This is a genomic window from Polaribacter sp. M10 (genome assembly GCF_054968445.1).
The window spans coordinates 73,291-90,532 of the sequence record NZ_JBSSBG010000013.1; the positions used below are offsets into that span (position 1 = coordinate 73,291).

12 protein-coding genes are annotated in these 17,242 nt (G+C 29.7%); 5 read left to right on the top strand and 7 right to left on the bottom strand.

The annotated features are described in order from the left end of the window. Positions 1-2 precede the first annotated feature (2 nt). Positions 3-2,006 (top strand): hypothetical protein, encoded by a 2,004-nt coding sequence (locus ACWYN7_RS12130; RefSeq protein ID WP_462860241.1) that lies wholly within the window; start codon positions 3-5, stop codon positions 2,004-2,006. Positions 2,007-2,100: 94 nt separating this feature from the next. Here the strand turns inward: ACWYN7_RS12130 and ACWYN7_RS12135 are convergent, their stop codons facing one another. From ACWYN7_RS12135 to lysA, 7 genes are all read right to left on the bottom strand, one after another. Beyond that, positions 2,101-4,449 carry a DNA topoisomerase 3 gene (locus tag ACWYN7_RS12135; RefSeq protein ID WP_462860242.1) on the bottom strand — a complete coding sequence of 783 codons (2,349 nt, stop codon included), beginning with the start codon at positions 4,447-4,449 and terminating at the stop codon, positions 2,101-2,103. A 45-nt stretch (positions 4,450-4,494) separates the two neighbouring features. Continuing rightward, positions 4,495-4,797, bottom strand: a complete 303-nt coding sequence (locus ACWYN7_RS12140) for a type II toxin-antitoxin system RelE/ParE family toxin (protein WP_462860243.1) — start codon at positions 4,795-4,797, stop codon at positions 4,495-4,497. Beyond that, positions 4,794-5,015: a hypothetical protein gene (locus ACWYN7_RS12145; RefSeq protein WP_462860244.1), complete on the bottom strand. Its 222-nt coding sequence runs from the start codon at positions 5,013-5,015 to the stop codon at positions 4,794-4,796. Before ACWYN7_RS12145 ends, ACWYN7_RS12140 begins: the two co-directional genes overlap by 4 nt. A gap of 33 nt (positions 5,016-5,048) precedes the next feature. Beyond that, positions 5,049-7,172: a Tex family protein gene (locus ACWYN7_RS12150; protein ID WP_462860245.1), complete on the bottom strand. Its 2,124-nt coding sequence runs from the start codon at positions 7,170-7,172 to the stop codon at positions 5,049-5,051. Positions 7,173-7,300: 128 nt separating this feature from the next. Continuing rightward, positions 7,301-7,813, bottom strand: coding sequence for a GNAT family N-acetyltransferase (locus ACWYN7_RS12155; RefSeq protein WP_462860246.1), 513 nt, complete (start codon positions 7,811-7,813; stop codon positions 7,301-7,303). A 10-nt stretch (positions 7,814-7,823) separates the two neighbouring features. Next, a complete protein-coding gene (locus ACWYN7_RS12160) occupies positions 7,824-8,435 on the bottom strand; it encodes a fumarylacetoacetate hydrolase family protein (protein WP_462860247.1) in 612 nt (203 codons plus the stop codon). 96 nt (positions 8,436-8,531) lie between these two features. Continuing rightward, entirely contained in the window at positions 8,532-9,776 is a 1,245-nt protein-coding gene (lysA, locus tag ACWYN7_RS12165) for a diaminopimelate decarboxylase (RefSeq protein ID WP_462860248.1), read from the bottom strand. A gap of 256 nt (positions 9,777-10,032) precedes the next feature. On the opposite strand from lysA, the gene ACWYN7_RS12170 reads away from it, so the two are divergent. The 4 genes from ACWYN7_RS12170 to ACWYN7_RS12185 all read left to right on the top strand — a co-directional run bounded on the left by ACWYN7_RS12170 (position 10,033) and on the right by ACWYN7_RS12185 (position 17,066). Continuing rightward, entirely contained in the window at positions 10,033-11,892 is a 1,860-nt protein-coding gene (locus tag ACWYN7_RS12170) for a DNA topoisomerase IV subunit B (RefSeq protein ID WP_462860249.1), read from the top strand. 338 nt (positions 11,893-12,230) lie between these two features. Continuing rightward, the gene (locus ACWYN7_RS12175; protein ID WP_462860250.1) at positions 12,231-14,957 is read left to right on the top strand and encodes a DNA gyrase/topoisomerase IV subunit A; all 2,727 of its coding nucleotides are present in this window, start codon (positions 12,231-12,233) and stop codon (positions 14,955-14,957) included. An 11-nt stretch (positions 14,958-14,968) separates the two neighbouring features. Further along, positions 14,969-15,691 carry an aspartate/glutamate racemase family protein gene (locus tag ACWYN7_RS12180; protein ID WP_462860251.1) on the top strand — a complete coding sequence of 241 codons (723 nt, stop codon included), beginning with the start codon at positions 14,969-14,971 and terminating at the stop codon, positions 15,689-15,691. Between the two features lie 55 nt (positions 15,692-15,746). Beyond that, positions 15,747-17,066, top strand: coding sequence for a LuxR C-terminal-related transcriptional regulator (locus ACWYN7_RS12185; RefSeq protein WP_462860252.1), 1,320 nt, complete (start codon positions 15,747-15,749; stop codon positions 17,064-17,066). The last annotated feature ends 176 nt before the right edge of the window (positions 17,067-17,242 follow it).

The window sequence follows — 17,242 nt, forward strand, 5'->3', positions numbered from 1 at the left end:
GTATGAAAAAAATAGCTTTCTTTTTGTGGTTATTTACTACAGTAGCGCATGCACAAGGTATAAATTCGGGTATATTTTTTTCTGAAACGCAGATGAATGCTACAAATTCAAAAAAAATTACAATCACTTTTGATGCTGAACCAACCTATGTAAATGTTGAAAAGGCATTTTACAAATACGATAAAGAATTTGCGTTTAGTTTTGATTTAGATGATGGTTTAGTGGGCCAATATAGAGTGGCTGTACCCATGTTTACTGGAGGAACCATAATACATAATGAAGGAAGTATTCCTGATTATCCAGGGTTATTTTATACAGATGGGGCAGGAAATAATATTCCGTTTTCGGCCACTTTAAATGTAAATATGAGTTCAATTAATTTTGATGATAATCCAATTAGTAACATGAATGCATTTATGTTGAAGGATAGTTATGTGAAAAATTTTTCAATAACAAATCATAGTTGGTCTGCACAAAATCAATTTACATCACCTGGTTTTAATAATGACCCTGAAATTAGAGATCAAGAAATACTTTTTCAAATAACCGAAAATTACAAAAAGTTAAAAGAAGTACTTGGTTTAAAGTTACGAAATTTTACAGCTCCAAGTAACGATCCGCTTTATGATCCAATAACTATAGAATTGGCAGAACAAGGCTATTTAAAATTGGTGAATAATATCAACAATCCTAATAACGAATTTGGTCATAGTTCGAACAGATACGCAGAATATTGGATAACAAAACCTGCTTTAGGTTTGTCTAGAGATTTTGATACTTGGAAAGATAATACCATCAACAGAACTTCTAGCGATTTCGATTTTATAGAAACATTATTAACAAATGCCAAATCAGACAATAATCAACACGTGTGGATTACATTAGGAACACACAGAGTTAACTTGGGTGAAAATGAAACTACCAATGGTGGTTCTATGAGGTTCGAGTCTTTTAAATGGGTTATGGAAGGGTTAGCCTCTAGATATGGTGCATCTGGCTTAGATAATATGTGGATGGCAACTATAGATTCGGTTTATGAATATTTAATATGTTCAAAAAACACTAAAATTAATCAATCTAAAAAAGAAAATATAGTTACACTCTCTTTAGATTTTATGGATGTTGATGATTCTTTTAGAGAACATTCATTATCATTATTAATAGATGCTGATGCAAATATTTCAAGTATAGAATACCAAGGGTTTGACAACCATTCACAGTCTATAAATTATAAAAATTTAGGCAACAACAACGCTTTGATTAATGTCGGATACCATCCAGCATATGAAAGTCTAATTTCTTCAAGATTAAAAGCTGAAGTAGCTGTAGAAAATTTAGAAAATTCTAAATCGCAAAGCGACTTAAATATTGCACAACAATTGGTTTCAGCTTTAAGTAATGGTAATTTTAAAGAGCAGTTACAAGAAAGAATTGATAAAGTTATTGTTGTATCAAATGCAATGGTAATTCAAATAGATTTTGGTAGAAGTGTAAATGGGTACGAATTGGTTTTTCCATGGAATAGCTTTAGCAATCCTGGTATTGGAGTATCTACTGGAGCAAAACTTACAAATTTAAGTACTACTACAGCCTCAGAATCAGGTATAGATATAGAAGTTATCGCTCCGTTTGAAAACCATGATGCACACTTTTCTGGTACAAGTGATGATCCTTTAGCAAACTTTCCATACGAAGCTGAAAGAGATTGTTTTAAAACACCAAATGGATCAACATCAACCTTAAGGCTTTCTAATTTAGATACAACTAAGGCGTATGATTTTATAGCTTTTTGTTCTAGAAATTATATTGGAACTGCTACTGAAATAAGTATCAATAACGCTACAGCTTCTGTAAATCACAAGAATAATTTATATGAATTAATTTCTATTACTGATGTTCTACCTAATGATGAAGGAATAATCGATATAAATATTCGCGGTCTTGGAACAAGCAATGTACATGGATTTTTAAACGTTTTACAAATTACAGAAAAAGATGCGAACTAGAATTCTTATTCTGAACAAATGATTTTACTGAATATGATGGAATTCATTCCTTTAAAAAATGATTAAAAAAACAAAGTTCCAAAAAATAAAAAAGTTAACTTTTTAATATTTGTAAGACCAATTCTTTAGTCAATGGTTTTCCATTGGCTATTTTTTTGATGTTTTCAAACGTAAACACAAAATCGCAACCTGTTTTGTATTCAGAACAGCCGTAAGCAGTTTTACCTTTTAAAATGGTTCCTGTTGCACATTTTGGACAAGAGATTTTTTCTGATGATTGCTCTGCACTGTTTTTGTCATTTCGACCTTGTGGAGAAATCTTATTTTTAGGTTCAAGTTTCAGATTAAAATTATCATCAAAACGAATTAAACCTTCAACTTTTTCATCATTTAAAACAAAACCTTTTAAATTGGTAGTACAACCTTTATCAATTAATCTTATAATCTGATTTTCAGAAACTTTTTTATCATAAATTTTAAAAGGAATTTTTAAATCGCAATTATTTTTATACTCAGAACAACCAAAAGCAGTAGAACCTTTTAACAGTTTACCTGTTTTACATTTAGGGCAAGTTTTTCCTGCTACTTGCTTCTTTTTTTTGTCATTTCGATCTTGTGGAGAAATCTTTTGAACCTTTTCTATTGCGCTCGAATTGACATTAGAAGAAATTCGTTTTTTAGTAGTATTAGAACGTACTTCATAAACCAACTGATCAACCATTTTTTTCATATTGTTGATAAACGTTCCAGCATTAAACTCGCCACGTTCAATTTCTTTTAAGCGTTTTTCCCATCTACCCGTTAATTCAGCAGATTTTAAAAGTTCGTTATCAATAATATTTATTAAATCAATTCCGGTTTGTGTTGGTAAAACAAGTTTTTTCTTACGTTCAATATATTTTCTTCTAAATAAAGTTTCAATAATACTTGCTCTGGTTGATGGTCTTCCAATTCCATTTTCTTTCATTAATTCGCGCATTTCATCATCATCTACTTGTTTTCCAGCAGTTTCCATGGCGCGTAATAAACTGGCTTCTGTATAATTTCTTGGTGGTTTGGTTTCTTTTTCTAAAAACGAAGGTTCATGAGTTCCTTTTTCTCCTTTAACAAAAGAGGGTAGAGTTGCAGCTACATTTATTTCTTTTTTAATAGAAGATTCTTTCTTTTCAAAAACAACGCGCCAACCTTTATTTATAATTTCCTTTCCTGTAGTTTTAAAAGGCACTTCTGCAGCTTTACCCATTACAGATGTGTTAGAAACATCAGAATCTGGATAAAAAACAGCAATAAATCTTCTTGTGATAATATCATAAACTTGTTGCTGATTGTATTGCAAATTTCCTTGAATTCCTGTTGGAATTATAGCATGGTGATCTGTGACTTTTTTATCATCGAAAACACGCTTTGTTTTCTTAATTTTCTTACCTAAGAGTGGTTGCGTAAGTTCGCTATAATTGGTTAATTTCGATAAAATTCCATGAATTTTAGGATACAAATCATTAGGTAAAAAAGTAGTGTCTACTCTTGGATAAGTAACCACTTTCATTTCGTATAATTTTTGAACAATTTTTAAAGTTTCATCCGCAGAAAACCCGAATTTATTATTACAATAGACCTGTAAACCTGTTAAATCAAAAAGTTTAGGTGCGTATTCTTTACCTTTCTTTTTGGTAACAGAAACAATTTCAAAATCAGATTCAGCAACTTTGTTTGCCAATACTTGACCATCTTCTTTTTTAAGAAAACGACCATCTTCATAATTAAATAGTGTATTTCTATAGGTAGTTTGTAATTCCCAATAAGGTTGTGGTTTAAAATTTTTGATTTCAAAATACCTGTTTACTAACATGGCTAGAGTAGGAGTTTGCACTCTACCAACAGACAAAACTTGTTTGTACCCACCAAATTTTACAGTGTATAAACGCGTTGCATTTAAACCTAACAACCAATCTCCAATTGCTCTAGAATAACCTGCATAATATAAATTATCGTATTTTTCTGCGGATTCTAAATTGTTAAATCCGTCTTTAATGGCTTCTTCTGTTAACGAAGAAATCCATAAACGTTGTACTTTGCCTTTGTAATTGCATTGATTTATTACCCAACGTTGTATCAGTTCTCCTTCTGTTCCTGCATCACCACAATTAATAACAACATCTGCTTTTTCGAATAAGGATTTTACAATATTGAATTGTTTTTTAATACCAGAATCGCCTGTAACCTTAGTATCAAAACGTTCAGGAAGCATTGGTAGGTTATTTAAATCCCAACTTTTCCAATGAGGTTTGTAATCTTTTGGCTCTAAAAGTGTGCATAAATGACCAAAAGTATAAGTTACAGCATAGCCATTACCTTCAAAGTAACCATCACGTTTTGTGTTGGCTCCTAGAATATTAGCAATCTCTCTTGCTACACTTGGTTTTTCGGCTATACAGACTTTCATTTATGTTTTTTGCGAGGTCGAAAATAAGGAATTATTTAAGATTTTTTACAAATCTTTATTTAACTTATTAGGATTTTGTCTTGTATCAAAAATTGTTACAATTATTATTTTTTTAGTGTCAAATCTATAGAAAATTGAAGTCTGCTTTGTAATTACAAATTTGTGTAATCCTTTTTTTCTATGTGATTCAGGAAAACTTTCAGGGTTTAATCTTATTGCGTTAATACTTTTATCTAGTTTTTCAATAAAATTTAATTTTACATTTAGATTCCAATTTATAACTAAGTAATTAAAAAGCTTTTCCAGTTTTTTACTAGCAGTTTTAGAAATGATAACTTTTCTATTCATTTTCTATGAGAAGCCATAAAAGTTTCATAATCTGTGGTTTCTTCATTAAGAATTTCTAAATCAGCTTTATCTATTTCTTTTTGTTGAGAAGGAGTTAAATCATCCCAAAAATCTTTCTTTTCTTTTTTAAGAAGAGTGATAATTTTTTCAATCAATTCAGGAGTTTCAATATCCAATATTTCTTTAACCAATTTTATTTTTGTTGTCTGAAAATCCATTTGTTATAATTCTTTTTATAAAGATATTAAAAATTACTTCACCAACGCCAATTGTATTCGTTTTCTAACCACATCTACTTCTAATACTTTTACCACAATTTGTTGTTGCAAAGCAACAATTGTATTTACATCTTTTACAAAAGAATCTGATAAATTAGAAACGTGAATTAAGCCACTTTCTTTAATACCTACATCAACAAAACAACCAAAATTGGTAATGTTATTTACAATTCCTGGTAAGAGTTGTCCAATTCTTAAATCAGCAATGGATTTAATAGTTGCATCAAAAGAAAACACTTTAGCTTTTGCTCTTGGATCTAAACCTGGTTTTTCTAACTCGCTAATAATGTCTTTTAAAGTAGGCAAACCAATGGTTTCTGTGATATAATTTTTTAATTGAATTTGTTGGATTAATTCTTTATTTCCAATAATATCATTCACATTCGTTTTTAAATCTTTCGCAATTTTATCAACCAAAAAATAACTTTCTGGATGCACAGCAGAATCATCTAAAGGATTTTTCCCATTTTTAATTCGTAAAAAACCAGCAGCTTGCTCAAAAGCTTTTCCTCCTAAACGTGGCACTTTTTTTATTTGATTTTTTGTAGAAAAAGCACCATTTTCATTTCTATATTTCACAATATTTTCTGCCAATTTTGGCCCAATTCCAGAAACATAACTCAGCAAAGATTCACTTGCAGTATTTATGTTTACGCCAACCGTATTTACACAACTTTCAACTGTGGTGTCTAAAGATTTTTTCAATTTTGTTTGATCTACATCATGCTGATATTGGCCAACTCCAATCGATTTTGCATCAATTTTAACCAATTCCGCTAAAGGATCTTGCAAACGCCTACCAATAGAAACTGAACCACGAACGGTTACATCGTAATTAGGGAATTCGTCTCTAGCAATTTTAGAAGCCGAATAAATTGAAGCACCAGCTTCACTGACTACAAAAACATCCACAGGATTTTTAAACTGAATCTTTTTAATCAACTGTTCAGTTTCTCTAGAAGCAGTTCCATTACCAATTGCAATGGCTTTAATTTTATGCGCATCTACTAAAAAACTAATTTTCTTTATGGCTTCAATCTTTTGATTTTGAGGTTCGTGAGGAAAAATAGTTTCATTGTGTTCTAAATCACCATGCGCATTTAAACACACCACTTTACAACCAGATCTAAAACCAGGATCTATGGCTAACACTTTTTTCTCGCCTAAAGGAGCGCCTAAAAGCAATTGTTTTAAGTTTTTAGCAAACACTAAAATGGCATTTTCATCGGCTTTTTCTTTGGCTTTTGATAAAGCTTCGTTAGCCAAAGATGGGAATAATAATCGTTTATAAGCATCTTTGATTGCCAATTCAATTTGTGTAGCACATTCATTTTGAGTTCTGATAATTCTATTTTCAATTCTTTGCAATAATCGCTCTGAATCTACTTCTATTTTAATTCGGATAAAACCTTCGTTTTCGGATCTTAAAATTGCCAATAACCTATGAGATGGAATTCGGTTTAAAGATTCGCTCCAATCAAAATAATCTTTAAATTTTTGTGCTTTCTCATCCTCTTTTTTCGCTTTTATCACTTTAGATGAAATGGTGGCAAAACGTTCTAATTCTCTTCTGATGTTGTTTCTGATATCTGTACGTTCGTTAATCCATTCTGCAATGATAAAACGAGCGCCTTCTATAGCATCTTCTAGAGTTTCAACATCATTTTTAATATATTTAGAAGCGGTATATTCTAAATCATTTACACGTTGACTCATTATCATTTTAGCCAAAGGTTCTAAGCCTTGTAAACGTGCAGTTTCGGCTTTGGTTTTTCGTTTTTTCTTATAAGGCAAATACACATCTTCTAAGGCAATTAAATCTCTACATGTATTGATTTTTTCAGTTAGTTCTTGTGTAATTACATTTTGATCTTCTAAAGCTTTTAAAATGGCTTTTTTACGTTTTTCTAGAGCTTCAAAACTTTCTTTAAATTTTACAATTTCTCCAATTTGCACTTCATCTAAATTTCCTGTCATTTCCTTTCTATATCTTGATATAAAAGGAATTGTAGCATCTTCGTTTAATAATGAAAGGGTGTTTTGTATAGACTTTTCTGAAATTTTTGTTTGTTGAATGATATACTGATGAATTTGCATTTTGAATTAATTTTTTTGAAAAAAGAAACCTCATAAAAATGAATTTATGAGGTTGTAAATATAGTTTTATTTTGCTTTAAACCCTTCAGGTTTTTAAAAGCTGAAGGGTCTTTTTATTGGTAATTGTTTTAAATTAATTTCTCAAAAGCTAAACGTTTTGCGTTGTAACTGGTGTAAATAATTCCACAGTATTTGTAGCCCAATTTTTTGATTAAAGATTGCATACCCAAATTATCTTCGTGTGTGTCTATCTTTAAACTTTGTATGTTTTTGTCTTTTAATTGTTGATGGAATTCGTCAAAAAGAAAAGTTGCTAAACCTAATTTTCTGTATTCTTTTTTAATGGCCATTCTATGAATTACGCCATACACTTCATCTTCAGAAATTAGCCAATTCCCATCAATAACTTCTTTGTAAGTAGGTTCTTTTCTTAAAGTAAACATTGAGGTTGCTATCACTGTTCCTTCATCATTTACAACTACATAACTTTCATTATTTTTGATGTCGTTTTCTACCTGTTCAGCATTTGGATAGCCATTTTGCCATTGATCAATATGAAGAGATGCTAAAAGTTCTTTTGCATCGTTTATAATTGTTGCAATTTGCGGAATATCCTCAATTTTAGAAAGTCTGATTTTCATCAATAAAAAATTATATCATTTTAAAATCTAATAATAATTCTCCATTTACAGAACATTGTAAATGATCTCCTTTAAAAATTTCTCCTTTACCCAAAGCTGGAGTTCCTGTAAAAATTAAATCGCCAGGTTGTAAGGTCATGTATTCAGAAATAAAAGAAATAATATCAGCAAAATCGTTAATCATATATGCTGTATTGCTTTTTTGTTTTTCTTCTCCATTAATTTTTAAATCAAAATCAATATCACCTAAATTATAATCAGAAACCGGTTGAAAACTAGAAATTGGTGCAGCACCATCAAAACCTTTGGCAAATTCCCAAGGATGTTTAGTTTCTCTAGCATTTTTTAAAATATCAGTAGCTGTATAATCGATACCCACAGCAATTTCTGAAATGTAAGAATTTGCTTCTTCTTTGCTGATGTTTTTACCTTCTTTGCCAATTTTTACTACCAATTCTACTTCGTAAATTAATTGGTTGGTAATACTACTTGGATAAGGAACATCGCAGTTTACAGCCAATGCTGTTTCTGGTTTAGAGAAAATAAATTTTTTACCTTTCTTTTTTTCTTCAATATCTTTTAAATCGGTAACATAATTACTTCCTATTCCTAAAATTTTCATTATTGTTATTGGTTTTTATAGTTGAGTAAATGTAAAAAAATATCCACTAAAAAAATGAATTCTTTAGTGGATTTATAGAAAAATATTTTATAAAATTTAAGCAGTTACTTCTGCTTTTTTAGTCTTTTTTTTTGAAGAAAATTCAACCACTTCTTGATTGTTTAAAATATCTTCAATTGTTTGTCTTTTTCTAATTAAATAATCTTGACCATTAACCAACATTACTTCTGCAGGCAAATAACGAGAATTGTAATTCGATGCCATAGAAAAACAATACGCACCAGCATTGTGGAAACATAAAACATCTTCTTCAGAAATTTCTGAAATTCTTCTGTTAGATGCAAATGTATCTGTTTCGCAAATATAACCAACCACAGAATAATATCGATCTCTTCCTTCTGGGTTAGAAATGTTTGTGATGTGATGATAAGAATCGTACATCATTGGCCTTACTAAATGATTAAAACCAGAATCTACATGCGCAAAAACTGTAGAAGTTGTTTGTTTCACCACATTTACTTTAGCTAAGAAAACACCAGCTTCAGAAACCAAGAATTTACCAGGTTCAAACATTAACGTAATGTCTTTACCATATTCTGCACAAAATTCGTTGAATCTTTCTGATAATTGAACACCTAATTGCTCAATATCCGTAGAAATATCTCCTTCTTTATAAGGAACTTTAAAGCCACTTCCGAAATCGATAAAATCGATATTTTTAAACTGACGAGCAACATCAAACAAAATATCAGAGGCACGTAAAAAAGTGTCGATATCTAAAATATCAGAACCAGTGTGCATATGAATTCCGTTAATATTCATTCCTGTATTTTCTACAACACGTTTAATGTGAGGTACTTGGTGAATGGAGATTCCGAATTTAGAATCGATATGACCTACAGAAATTTTTGAATTTCCACCAGCCATAATGTGCGGATTGATACGTACACAAACAGGAATTTCTGGATGCTTTTGACCAAATTGTTCTAAAATAGAAAGGTTATCAATATTAATTTGAACCCCTAATTTTGCAACTTCCTCAATTTCTTTTAAAGAAACTCCATTTGGAGTAAAAATAATATCATGAGGTTCTATTCCTGTAGTTAAACACAATTGCACTTCTTGGTAAGAAACTGTATCTAAACCTGAACCTAAATTTTTAAAGAATTTTAAAATATTTATGTTTGAAAGTGCTTTTACAGCATAATTTAATTTCAGATTCTTAACACTACTAAAAGCATTTGTTAATCTGTTGTATTGCGATTCTATTTTATCTGTATCGTAAACATATAAAGGACTCCCGTATTTATTTGCTAACGCTAAAAGTTGTGTGTTTTCCACTTTGTTTTAATTTGATTTACGCATCAAAAGTAATTAAAATGTTGAGTATTTAATGTTTTGTTTAAAAATATAACATATTGTTTTTTTTTGTGATTTTTGATGTGTTATTTCCAAGGATTTTCTGTTAAAATACTTAAAAATAATATCAAAAAAATCGTTGAAATTATGTTAATAACTAATTGATTTTGCTGTTTTATTTAAATGATGATAATGCTATATTGTCCAGTACATCAAACCTAATCACAGTAAAGATTTTATGAGTCAAGAAACAAAATATACCGAAGATAATATCAGGTCTTTAGATTGGAAAGAACACATTAGAATGCGTCCTGGAATGTATATTGGTAAATTAGGTGATGGTTCTTCTGCAGACGATGGAATTTACATACTTGTTAAAGAAGTTTTAGACAATTCTATTGATGAATATGTAATGGGGGCAGGGAAAACCATTGAAATTTCCATTAAAGAACACAAGGTTACAGTTCGAGATTATGGACGTGGAATTCCTTTAGGGAAAGTGGTTGACGTGGTTTCTAAAATGAATACAGGTGGTAAATACGATTCTAAAGCCTTTAAAAAATCGGTAGGATTAAATGGTGTAGGTACAAAGGCTGTAAACGCATTATCTTCTTATTTTAGAGTAGAATCTTCTAGAGAAGGAAAATCTGCCTCAGCAGAATTTAGCCAAGGAAATTTAGAAAACCAAGAGTTTTTGGAAGAAAGCTCGCGCAGAAAAGGAACTAAGGTTTCTTTTATTCCGGATGAAACCATTTTTAAGAATTACAAATTCAGAAATGAATATGTAGCCAAAATGCTTAAAAATTATGTGTATTTAAATCCGGGTTTAACCATTATTTTTAACGGAGAAAAGTTTTTTTCTAAAAATGGTTTAAAAGATTTGTTAGAGGATAATAACAACACAGAAGACATGTTGTATCCAATAATTCATTTAAAAGGTGATGATATAGAAGTTGCTATTACACACAGTAAAACGCAATATTCAGAAGAGTATTATTCTTTTGTAAATGGGCAACATACTACACAAGGAGGTACACACCAAGCTGCGTTTAGAGAAGCTATTGTAAAAACCATTCGTGATTTTTTTGGTAAAAATTTCGAAGCTTCTGATGTTCGAAAATCAGTAATAGCAGCAATTGCTATAAAAGTGATGGAACCCGTGTTTGAGAGTCAGACCAAAACAAAATTAGGTTCTACAGAAATGGGAGGTGAGTTGCCAACAGTTAGAACTTATATCAATGATTTTGTTAAAACAAAACTAGACAACTTTTTACACAGAAATACAGAAATTGCAGATAAGCTTCAAAAGAAAATTTTGCAAGCAGAAAAAGAACGAAAAGAACTTTCTGGAATTCGAAAATTAGCAAGAGATAGAGCAAAAAAAGCGAGTTTACACAACAAAAAATTAAGAGATTGTAGAATTCATTTAGGTGATATTAAAAAGGAAAATTATTTAGAAACAACCTTGTTTATTACTGAGGGAGATTCTGCTTCTGGTTCTATAACAAAATCAAGAAATGTAAATACACAAGCGGTTTTTAGTTTAAAAGGAAAACCTTTAAACTCTTACGGATTAAGTAAAAAAATTGTGTACGAAAATGAAGAATTCAACCTTTTACAAGCTGCTTTAAATATTGAAGATGGTTTAGAGGATTTACGTTATAACAATATTGTAATTGCTACTGATGCCGATGTTGATGGTATGCACATTCGCTTGTTATTAATCACATTTTTCTTACAGTTTTTCCCAGAATTGATAAAAGAAGGACATTTATATATTCTAGAAACACCTTTGTTTAGAGTAAGAAATAAAAAACAAACATTCTACTGTTATTCGGATGAAGAAAAAAGAGAGGCAATTGAAAAACTAAGAGGAAAACCAGAAATAACACGATTTAAAGGTTTGGGTGAGATTTCGCCTAATGAATTTGTACATTTTATTGGTGATGATATTCGTTTAGATCCTGTAATGTTAGACAAAGAAATGTCTATTGAGCAAATGCTGCAGTTTTATATGGGAAAAAATACACCTGACAGACAGAAATTTATCATCCAAAATTTAAAAGTGGAACTAGATTATGTTGAGGAAGAAGTTTAGATGTCTTATCCTAAATCCTTTCGATAGGAAAGGAGTTTTAGCAAGTTTGTAGTTCATAAAATTTATAAATTTGGTTATAATTTATAGTTTTAAAAATAAAAAATTTAGAAGACCTCACAGGTTTATAAAACCTGTGAGGTCTGAAAGAAACAAAATAAATTGATAGAAAAATAATAAACGTAATTGCAAATAATTAGCAAGTATGCCTGCGTTAGGGATTGGAGTGGCATCCTTTTTTATTTTCATAAAAAAGATATAACGTAAAGCCCGACCTTTAGGGAATGCCCAAAGAAACAAATACACAATTAAACGATTAAACAATTAAACGTTTAAAAAGAATGAGTGAAGAAATAAACGAGAACGAACACGAAGAAGAATTAACGAACGAAGGTGAACAATTAGATTCGCCTCAAGAAGAAACCATTACCAAAGTTACTGGTATGTATAAAGAATGGTTTTTAGATTATGCTTCGTATGTAATTTTAGAAAGAGCAGTACCATCTTTAGAAGACGGATTAAAACCTGTACAACGTAGAATTATGCATTCTATGAAAGATTTAGATGATGGACGTTACAACAAAGTAGCCAATATTGTTGGGCATACTATGCAATATCATCCACATGGAGATGCTTCTATTGCTGATGCTATGGTACAAATTGGTCAGAAAGAATTGCTGATTGATATGCAAGGAAACTGGGGTAACATTTTAACAGGAGATAGAGCTGCAGCATCTAGATATATTGAGGCACGTTTGTCTAAATTTGCTTTAGAAGTTGTATTTAATCCGAAGACAACAGAATGGAAATTGTCTTATGATGGTAGAAGAAAAGAACCTATAGATTTACCTGTAAAATTCCCTTTATTATTAGCGCAAGGAGCAGAAGGAATTGCAGTTGGTTTATCAACCAAAATATTACCACACAATTTTAATGAGCTGATAGATGCTTCTATTAAATATTTAAAAGGTAGAAGTTTTAAAATTGTGCCTGATTTTTTAACTGGCGGAATTGCTGATTTTACCAATTATAATGATGGTAAAAGAGGAGGAAGGGTGCGTATTCGAGCAAAAATTTCGCAATTGGATAAAAAAACGTTGGTGATTAATGAAATTCCGTTTTCTACAACAACTTCTTCTTTAATTGATAGCATTTTAAAAGCCAATGATAAAGGTAAAATCAAAATAAAAAAGATTGAAGATAATACTGCAGCTCAAGTAGAAATTTTGGTGCATTTGCCACCAAACGTATCACCAGATAAATCTATTGATGCTTTGTATGCATTTACCAATTGCGAAACATCAATATCGCCTTTAGCGTGTACTATTAAAAATAATACACCTGTGTTTACAGGAGTTTCTGATATGTTGAAACATTCCACAGATTTAACTGTAGAATTGTTAAAACGTGAGTTAGAAATTCAGTTAAACGAACTAGAAGAACAATGGCATTTTTCGTCTTTAGAACGAATTTTTATAGAAAATAGGATTTATAGGGATATAGAAGAACAAGAAACTTGGGAAGGTGTAATTGAAGCGATTGATAAAGGTTTACAGCCTCATATTAAACATTTAAAAAGAGCCATTACTGAAGAAGATATTGTTCGTTTAACAGAAATTAGAATCAAGAAAATATCAAAATTCGATATTGATAAGGCCAAACAACATATAGAAAGTTTAGAAGAAAAAATTGCTGGTGTAAAGCATCATTTAGATCATCTTATTGATTTTGCAATCGACTATTTTAAAAACCTAAAAGAAAAATACGGAAAAGGTAAAGAGCGTAAAACTGAAATTAGAATTTTTGATGATATAGTTGCATCAAAAGTAGCTATGAAAAACGCTAAATTGTACGTAAACAGAGAAGAAGGTTTTATTGGTACTTCTTTAAAAAGAGACGAATTTGTAGCAGATTGTTCTGATATTGATGATATTATCGTTTTTAGAAGAGATGGTAAAATGATGGTGACCAAAATTGATGCTAAAACCTTTGTAGGTAAAGATATTATACACATTGCCGTCTTTAAAAAGAAAGATAAACGAACCGTTTATAATTTTATGTATAAAGATGGTACAAGAGGCCCAAGTTATATGAAACGTTTTGCGGTTACTGCTGTAACTCGTGATAAAGAATACGATTTAACCAATGGCAGCAAAGGTTCTAAAGTGTTATATTTTTCTGCAAATCCGAATGGAGAAGCAGAAGTGGTTACCGTAAATTTAAGAGCTGTTGGTAGTATTAAAAAACTAAAATGGGACATCGATTTTGCTGATTTAGCTGTAAAGGGTAGAAGTGTTCGTGGAAATACTATTACCAAGTTTGCCATTAAAAGTATCGATTTTAAATCTGCAGGAGTATCAACTTTAAAACCACGTAAAATTTGGTTCGATGAAACTGTACAACGTTTAAATGTTGATGAAAGAGGAGATTTGTTGGGTGAATTTAGAGCAGAAGATAAGCTGTTAATCATAACTCAAGAGGGTAAAGCTAAAGCTGTTAAACCAGATTTGGCAATGCATTTTGATGATGATATGATTGTTTTAGAAAAATGGAAGCCTAATAAACCCATTTCTGCAATTTATTTTGATGGTGAAAAAGCCAAATATTATGTAAAACGCTTTTTGATAGAAACTCCAGAAAAAGAAGAACTTTTTATTTCTGAACATCCAAAATCTAAATTAGAAATTGTTGCTACAGATTATAGACCAATTGCAGAAGTACAATTTTCTAAAAGAAGTTTAGTCAATGAAGAAGTTAATTTCGAAGAATTTATTGCTGTAAAAGGGATAAAAGCTCTTGGAAATCAATTAACAACAGAGCGTATTAAAAATGTAAATTTATTAGAATCATTACCTTACGAAGAACCAGAAGAAGAAAAAGCGGAAGATGTTGAAGTGGTTGAAGAAGAAGTGATTGAAGATAAATTACCATTAGAAGTTCCTGTTGTTGAAAAACCTGCAACTATAGATGCAGAAAGCAAAGAAAACAAAAAGAACGAGCTTTTAAAGAAAGCAATTCAAAAGAAAAAGGAAAATACTGACGATGATACGCAGCAAAGTTTGTTTTAAATAAATCAGCTATGAAAAAAATCGGATTAATAGGAGGAATTACTCCAGAATCTACCATTTTATATTACAGAATTTTAAATGATTTAAATTCAAATAATTTAGGAAAACCTCATTCTGCAGATCTTATTATTAATACATTCGATTTTGGTGAGATTGCAAATCTTCAGAAAAATAATAGATGGGATTTGTTAGATGAAAAAATGGCAAAAGCTGGTAGAAATCTAGAAAAATCTGGTGCTACTTGTATTTTAATTTGTGCAAATACCATGCATTTGTGTATAGAAGCTGTTCAAAAAGCGGTTAAAATTCCTGTAATTCATATTGCAGATGCCACATCAAAAAAAATTATAGAAAAGAAACTTAAAAAAGTGGCTTTATTGGGTACAAAATATACCATGGAAAAAGATTTTTTTATTGATATTTTATCGTCTTTTGGAATAACAGCTGTAATACCTGATGCAGAAGATCGAAATATAATTCATAATGTTATTTACGATGAGTTGTCTGCAGGAATAATAAAAAAATCATCCAAAGAAGCCTATTTAAAAATTATTGATAAACTAATAGCAATAGGAGCAGAAGGTGTTATTTTAGGTTGTACAGAAATCCCGTTGTTAATTCAGCAAGAAGATGTTTCTGTACCTGTTTTTGATACTACAAAAATACATGCAAAGGCCGCATTTAATTTTTCTTTAAAATTAAAACAACAGCAACAAGAGCAACAACAGCAATAGTTTCACTATATTTGATTGGTTTTTTATTCATAAGGTTTTAGAAAATTAGTCGAAATTGTTAGGTAAATTTAAAATATTTATTGTTTTATGCTTTGTATCGAGTTGGGTTTTTGCTCAATCTGATGTTTTTTACTTTAAAGACTTTGATAATAGTTTAAATTCTAAAACCATCGTAGATAAAGAATTTAAACCCATTGAAAAATTAATTCTAGAACCACATTCAGATGCTTCTTATTGGTTTAAAATTCCGAAATCAGAAGCAAAAGAAACTTATATTTTTAAAGTTAAGAGTCATAGAATTAAGTTTTTTAAGGCTTATCAGAATTTTAGAGAAATTAAAGCTCTAGAAAAAGAAAGATTTTTAGCTTTTGAGTTTTTAAGAACAGATGATTTATATGTTAAGGTAAATTCAGATTTTGTTTCTTATTTTCCTTTTGAATTGCAAAAAGAAGTAGATTCAGATTTTAGAGAAAAACTGATTATTACACTAAATGGGTTTTTCTATGGATTCATTTTCTTAATTATAATTTACTCGTTATTTTACTATTCTTTTTTTAAAGATAAAACATTATTATATTATTCATTTTTTTTGATGAGTATAACATTAATGTTTATTTTATTAGATGGAAGCTTAATTCTATTTGGTTTTAACTTTAGTTATATTAAACTTTTAATTTTATTAAATTATATTTTAATTTCTTTTTATTCCTCAAAATTTGTCAGTTATTTTTTAAATTTAGATGAGGTATATCCGAAATTAAAATATTACACCTATACCTTAGGTTTTCTAATTATTGCTTTTGTTATAGTTTTCTATTTTAATAAGAACCATAATGTATTTATAGCATTAAATGTTTTAGTTTTTCTATTATTATTAACCTATTGGCTAGCTGCACTTATTTTATTTAAAAAAAATAACTTTACAAAGTTATTTGTTTTCGGTTTTGCTATTTTATTGTTTTCGGGTTTAGATTCTTTTGTTTTTAGAAATCTAGGTATTACTGTTTTTTCTATAGATGGTTTTAATATAAAAATTGGTGGTATTTTTCAAATTATAATATTTGGTTTTGCCATTTTTTCAAGAGAAAAATTATTAAGAAAGAAAAACATCTACATGAAAAAAGAGATTAGAAATTTCTCTAAAATGTTAAAAGATAAAAAGGCAAAAGGCAACAAACAATTAAATAAAGAAAAGTTAGCGTCTTTAAGTGTTAGAGAAAGAGAAATATTCGATTTAATATTACAAGGTAAATCAAATAAAGAAATTGCTACAGTAGTTAATGTTTCAATTAATACCGTAAAATTTCATATCAAAAACATCTATGATAAATTACATATTAAAAGCAGGAAAGAAGCTTTAAATTTATCTCAATAATTAGGTTTTTATTGACTTTATAAAGCCTACTACCCAAATACTACCCAAATACTACCCCCTTAAATCGCTGCGTTTTTTTAGAAATCATTAATTTAGTATGTCTTAAAAAAGTATATATTTAAGTTCCCCATTTTATATGAAAAGAACCCCAGAATTTTTAGTTCTGGGGTTTTTTA

Coding starts and splice junctions, on each gene's coding strand:
- ACWYN7_RS12160 (WP_462860247.1), bottom strand. CDS start 8,435: ATGAAAATTTTAGGAATAGGAAGTAATTATGTTACCGATTTAAAAGAT.
- ACWYN7_RS12140 (WP_462860243.1), bottom strand. CDS start 4,797: ATGAATAGAAAAGTTATCATTTCTAAAACTGCTAGTAAAAAACTGGAA.
- ACWYN7_RS12150 (WP_462860245.1), bottom strand. CDS start 7,172: ATGCAAATTCATCAGTATATCATTCAACAAACAAAAATTTCAGAAAAG.
- ACWYN7_RS12170 (WP_462860249.1), top strand. CDS start 10,033: ATGAGTCAAGAAACAAAATATACCGAAGATAATATCAGGTCTTTAGAT.
- ACWYN7_RS12155 (WP_462860246.1), bottom strand. CDS start 7,813: ATGAAAATCAGACTTTCTAAAATTGAGGATATTCCGCAAATTGCAACA.
- ACWYN7_RS12175 (WP_462860250.1), top strand. CDS start 12,231: ATGAGTGAAGAAATAAACGAGAACGAACACGAAGAAGAATTAACGAAC.
- ACWYN7_RS12145 (WP_462860244.1), bottom strand. CDS start 5,015: ATGGATTTTCAGACAACAAAAATAAAATTGGTTAAAGAAATATTGGAT.
- ACWYN7_RS12180 (WP_462860251.1), top strand. CDS start 14,969: ATGAAAAAAATCGGATTAATAGGAGGAATTACTCCAGAATCTACCATT.
- ACWYN7_RS12130 (WP_462860241.1), top strand. CDS start 3: ATGAAAAAAATAGCTTTCTTTTTGTGGTTATTTACTACAGTAGCGCAT.
- ACWYN7_RS12135 (WP_462860242.1), bottom strand. CDS start 4,449: ATGAAAGTCTGTATAGCCGAAAAACCAAGTGTAGCAAGAGAGATTGCT.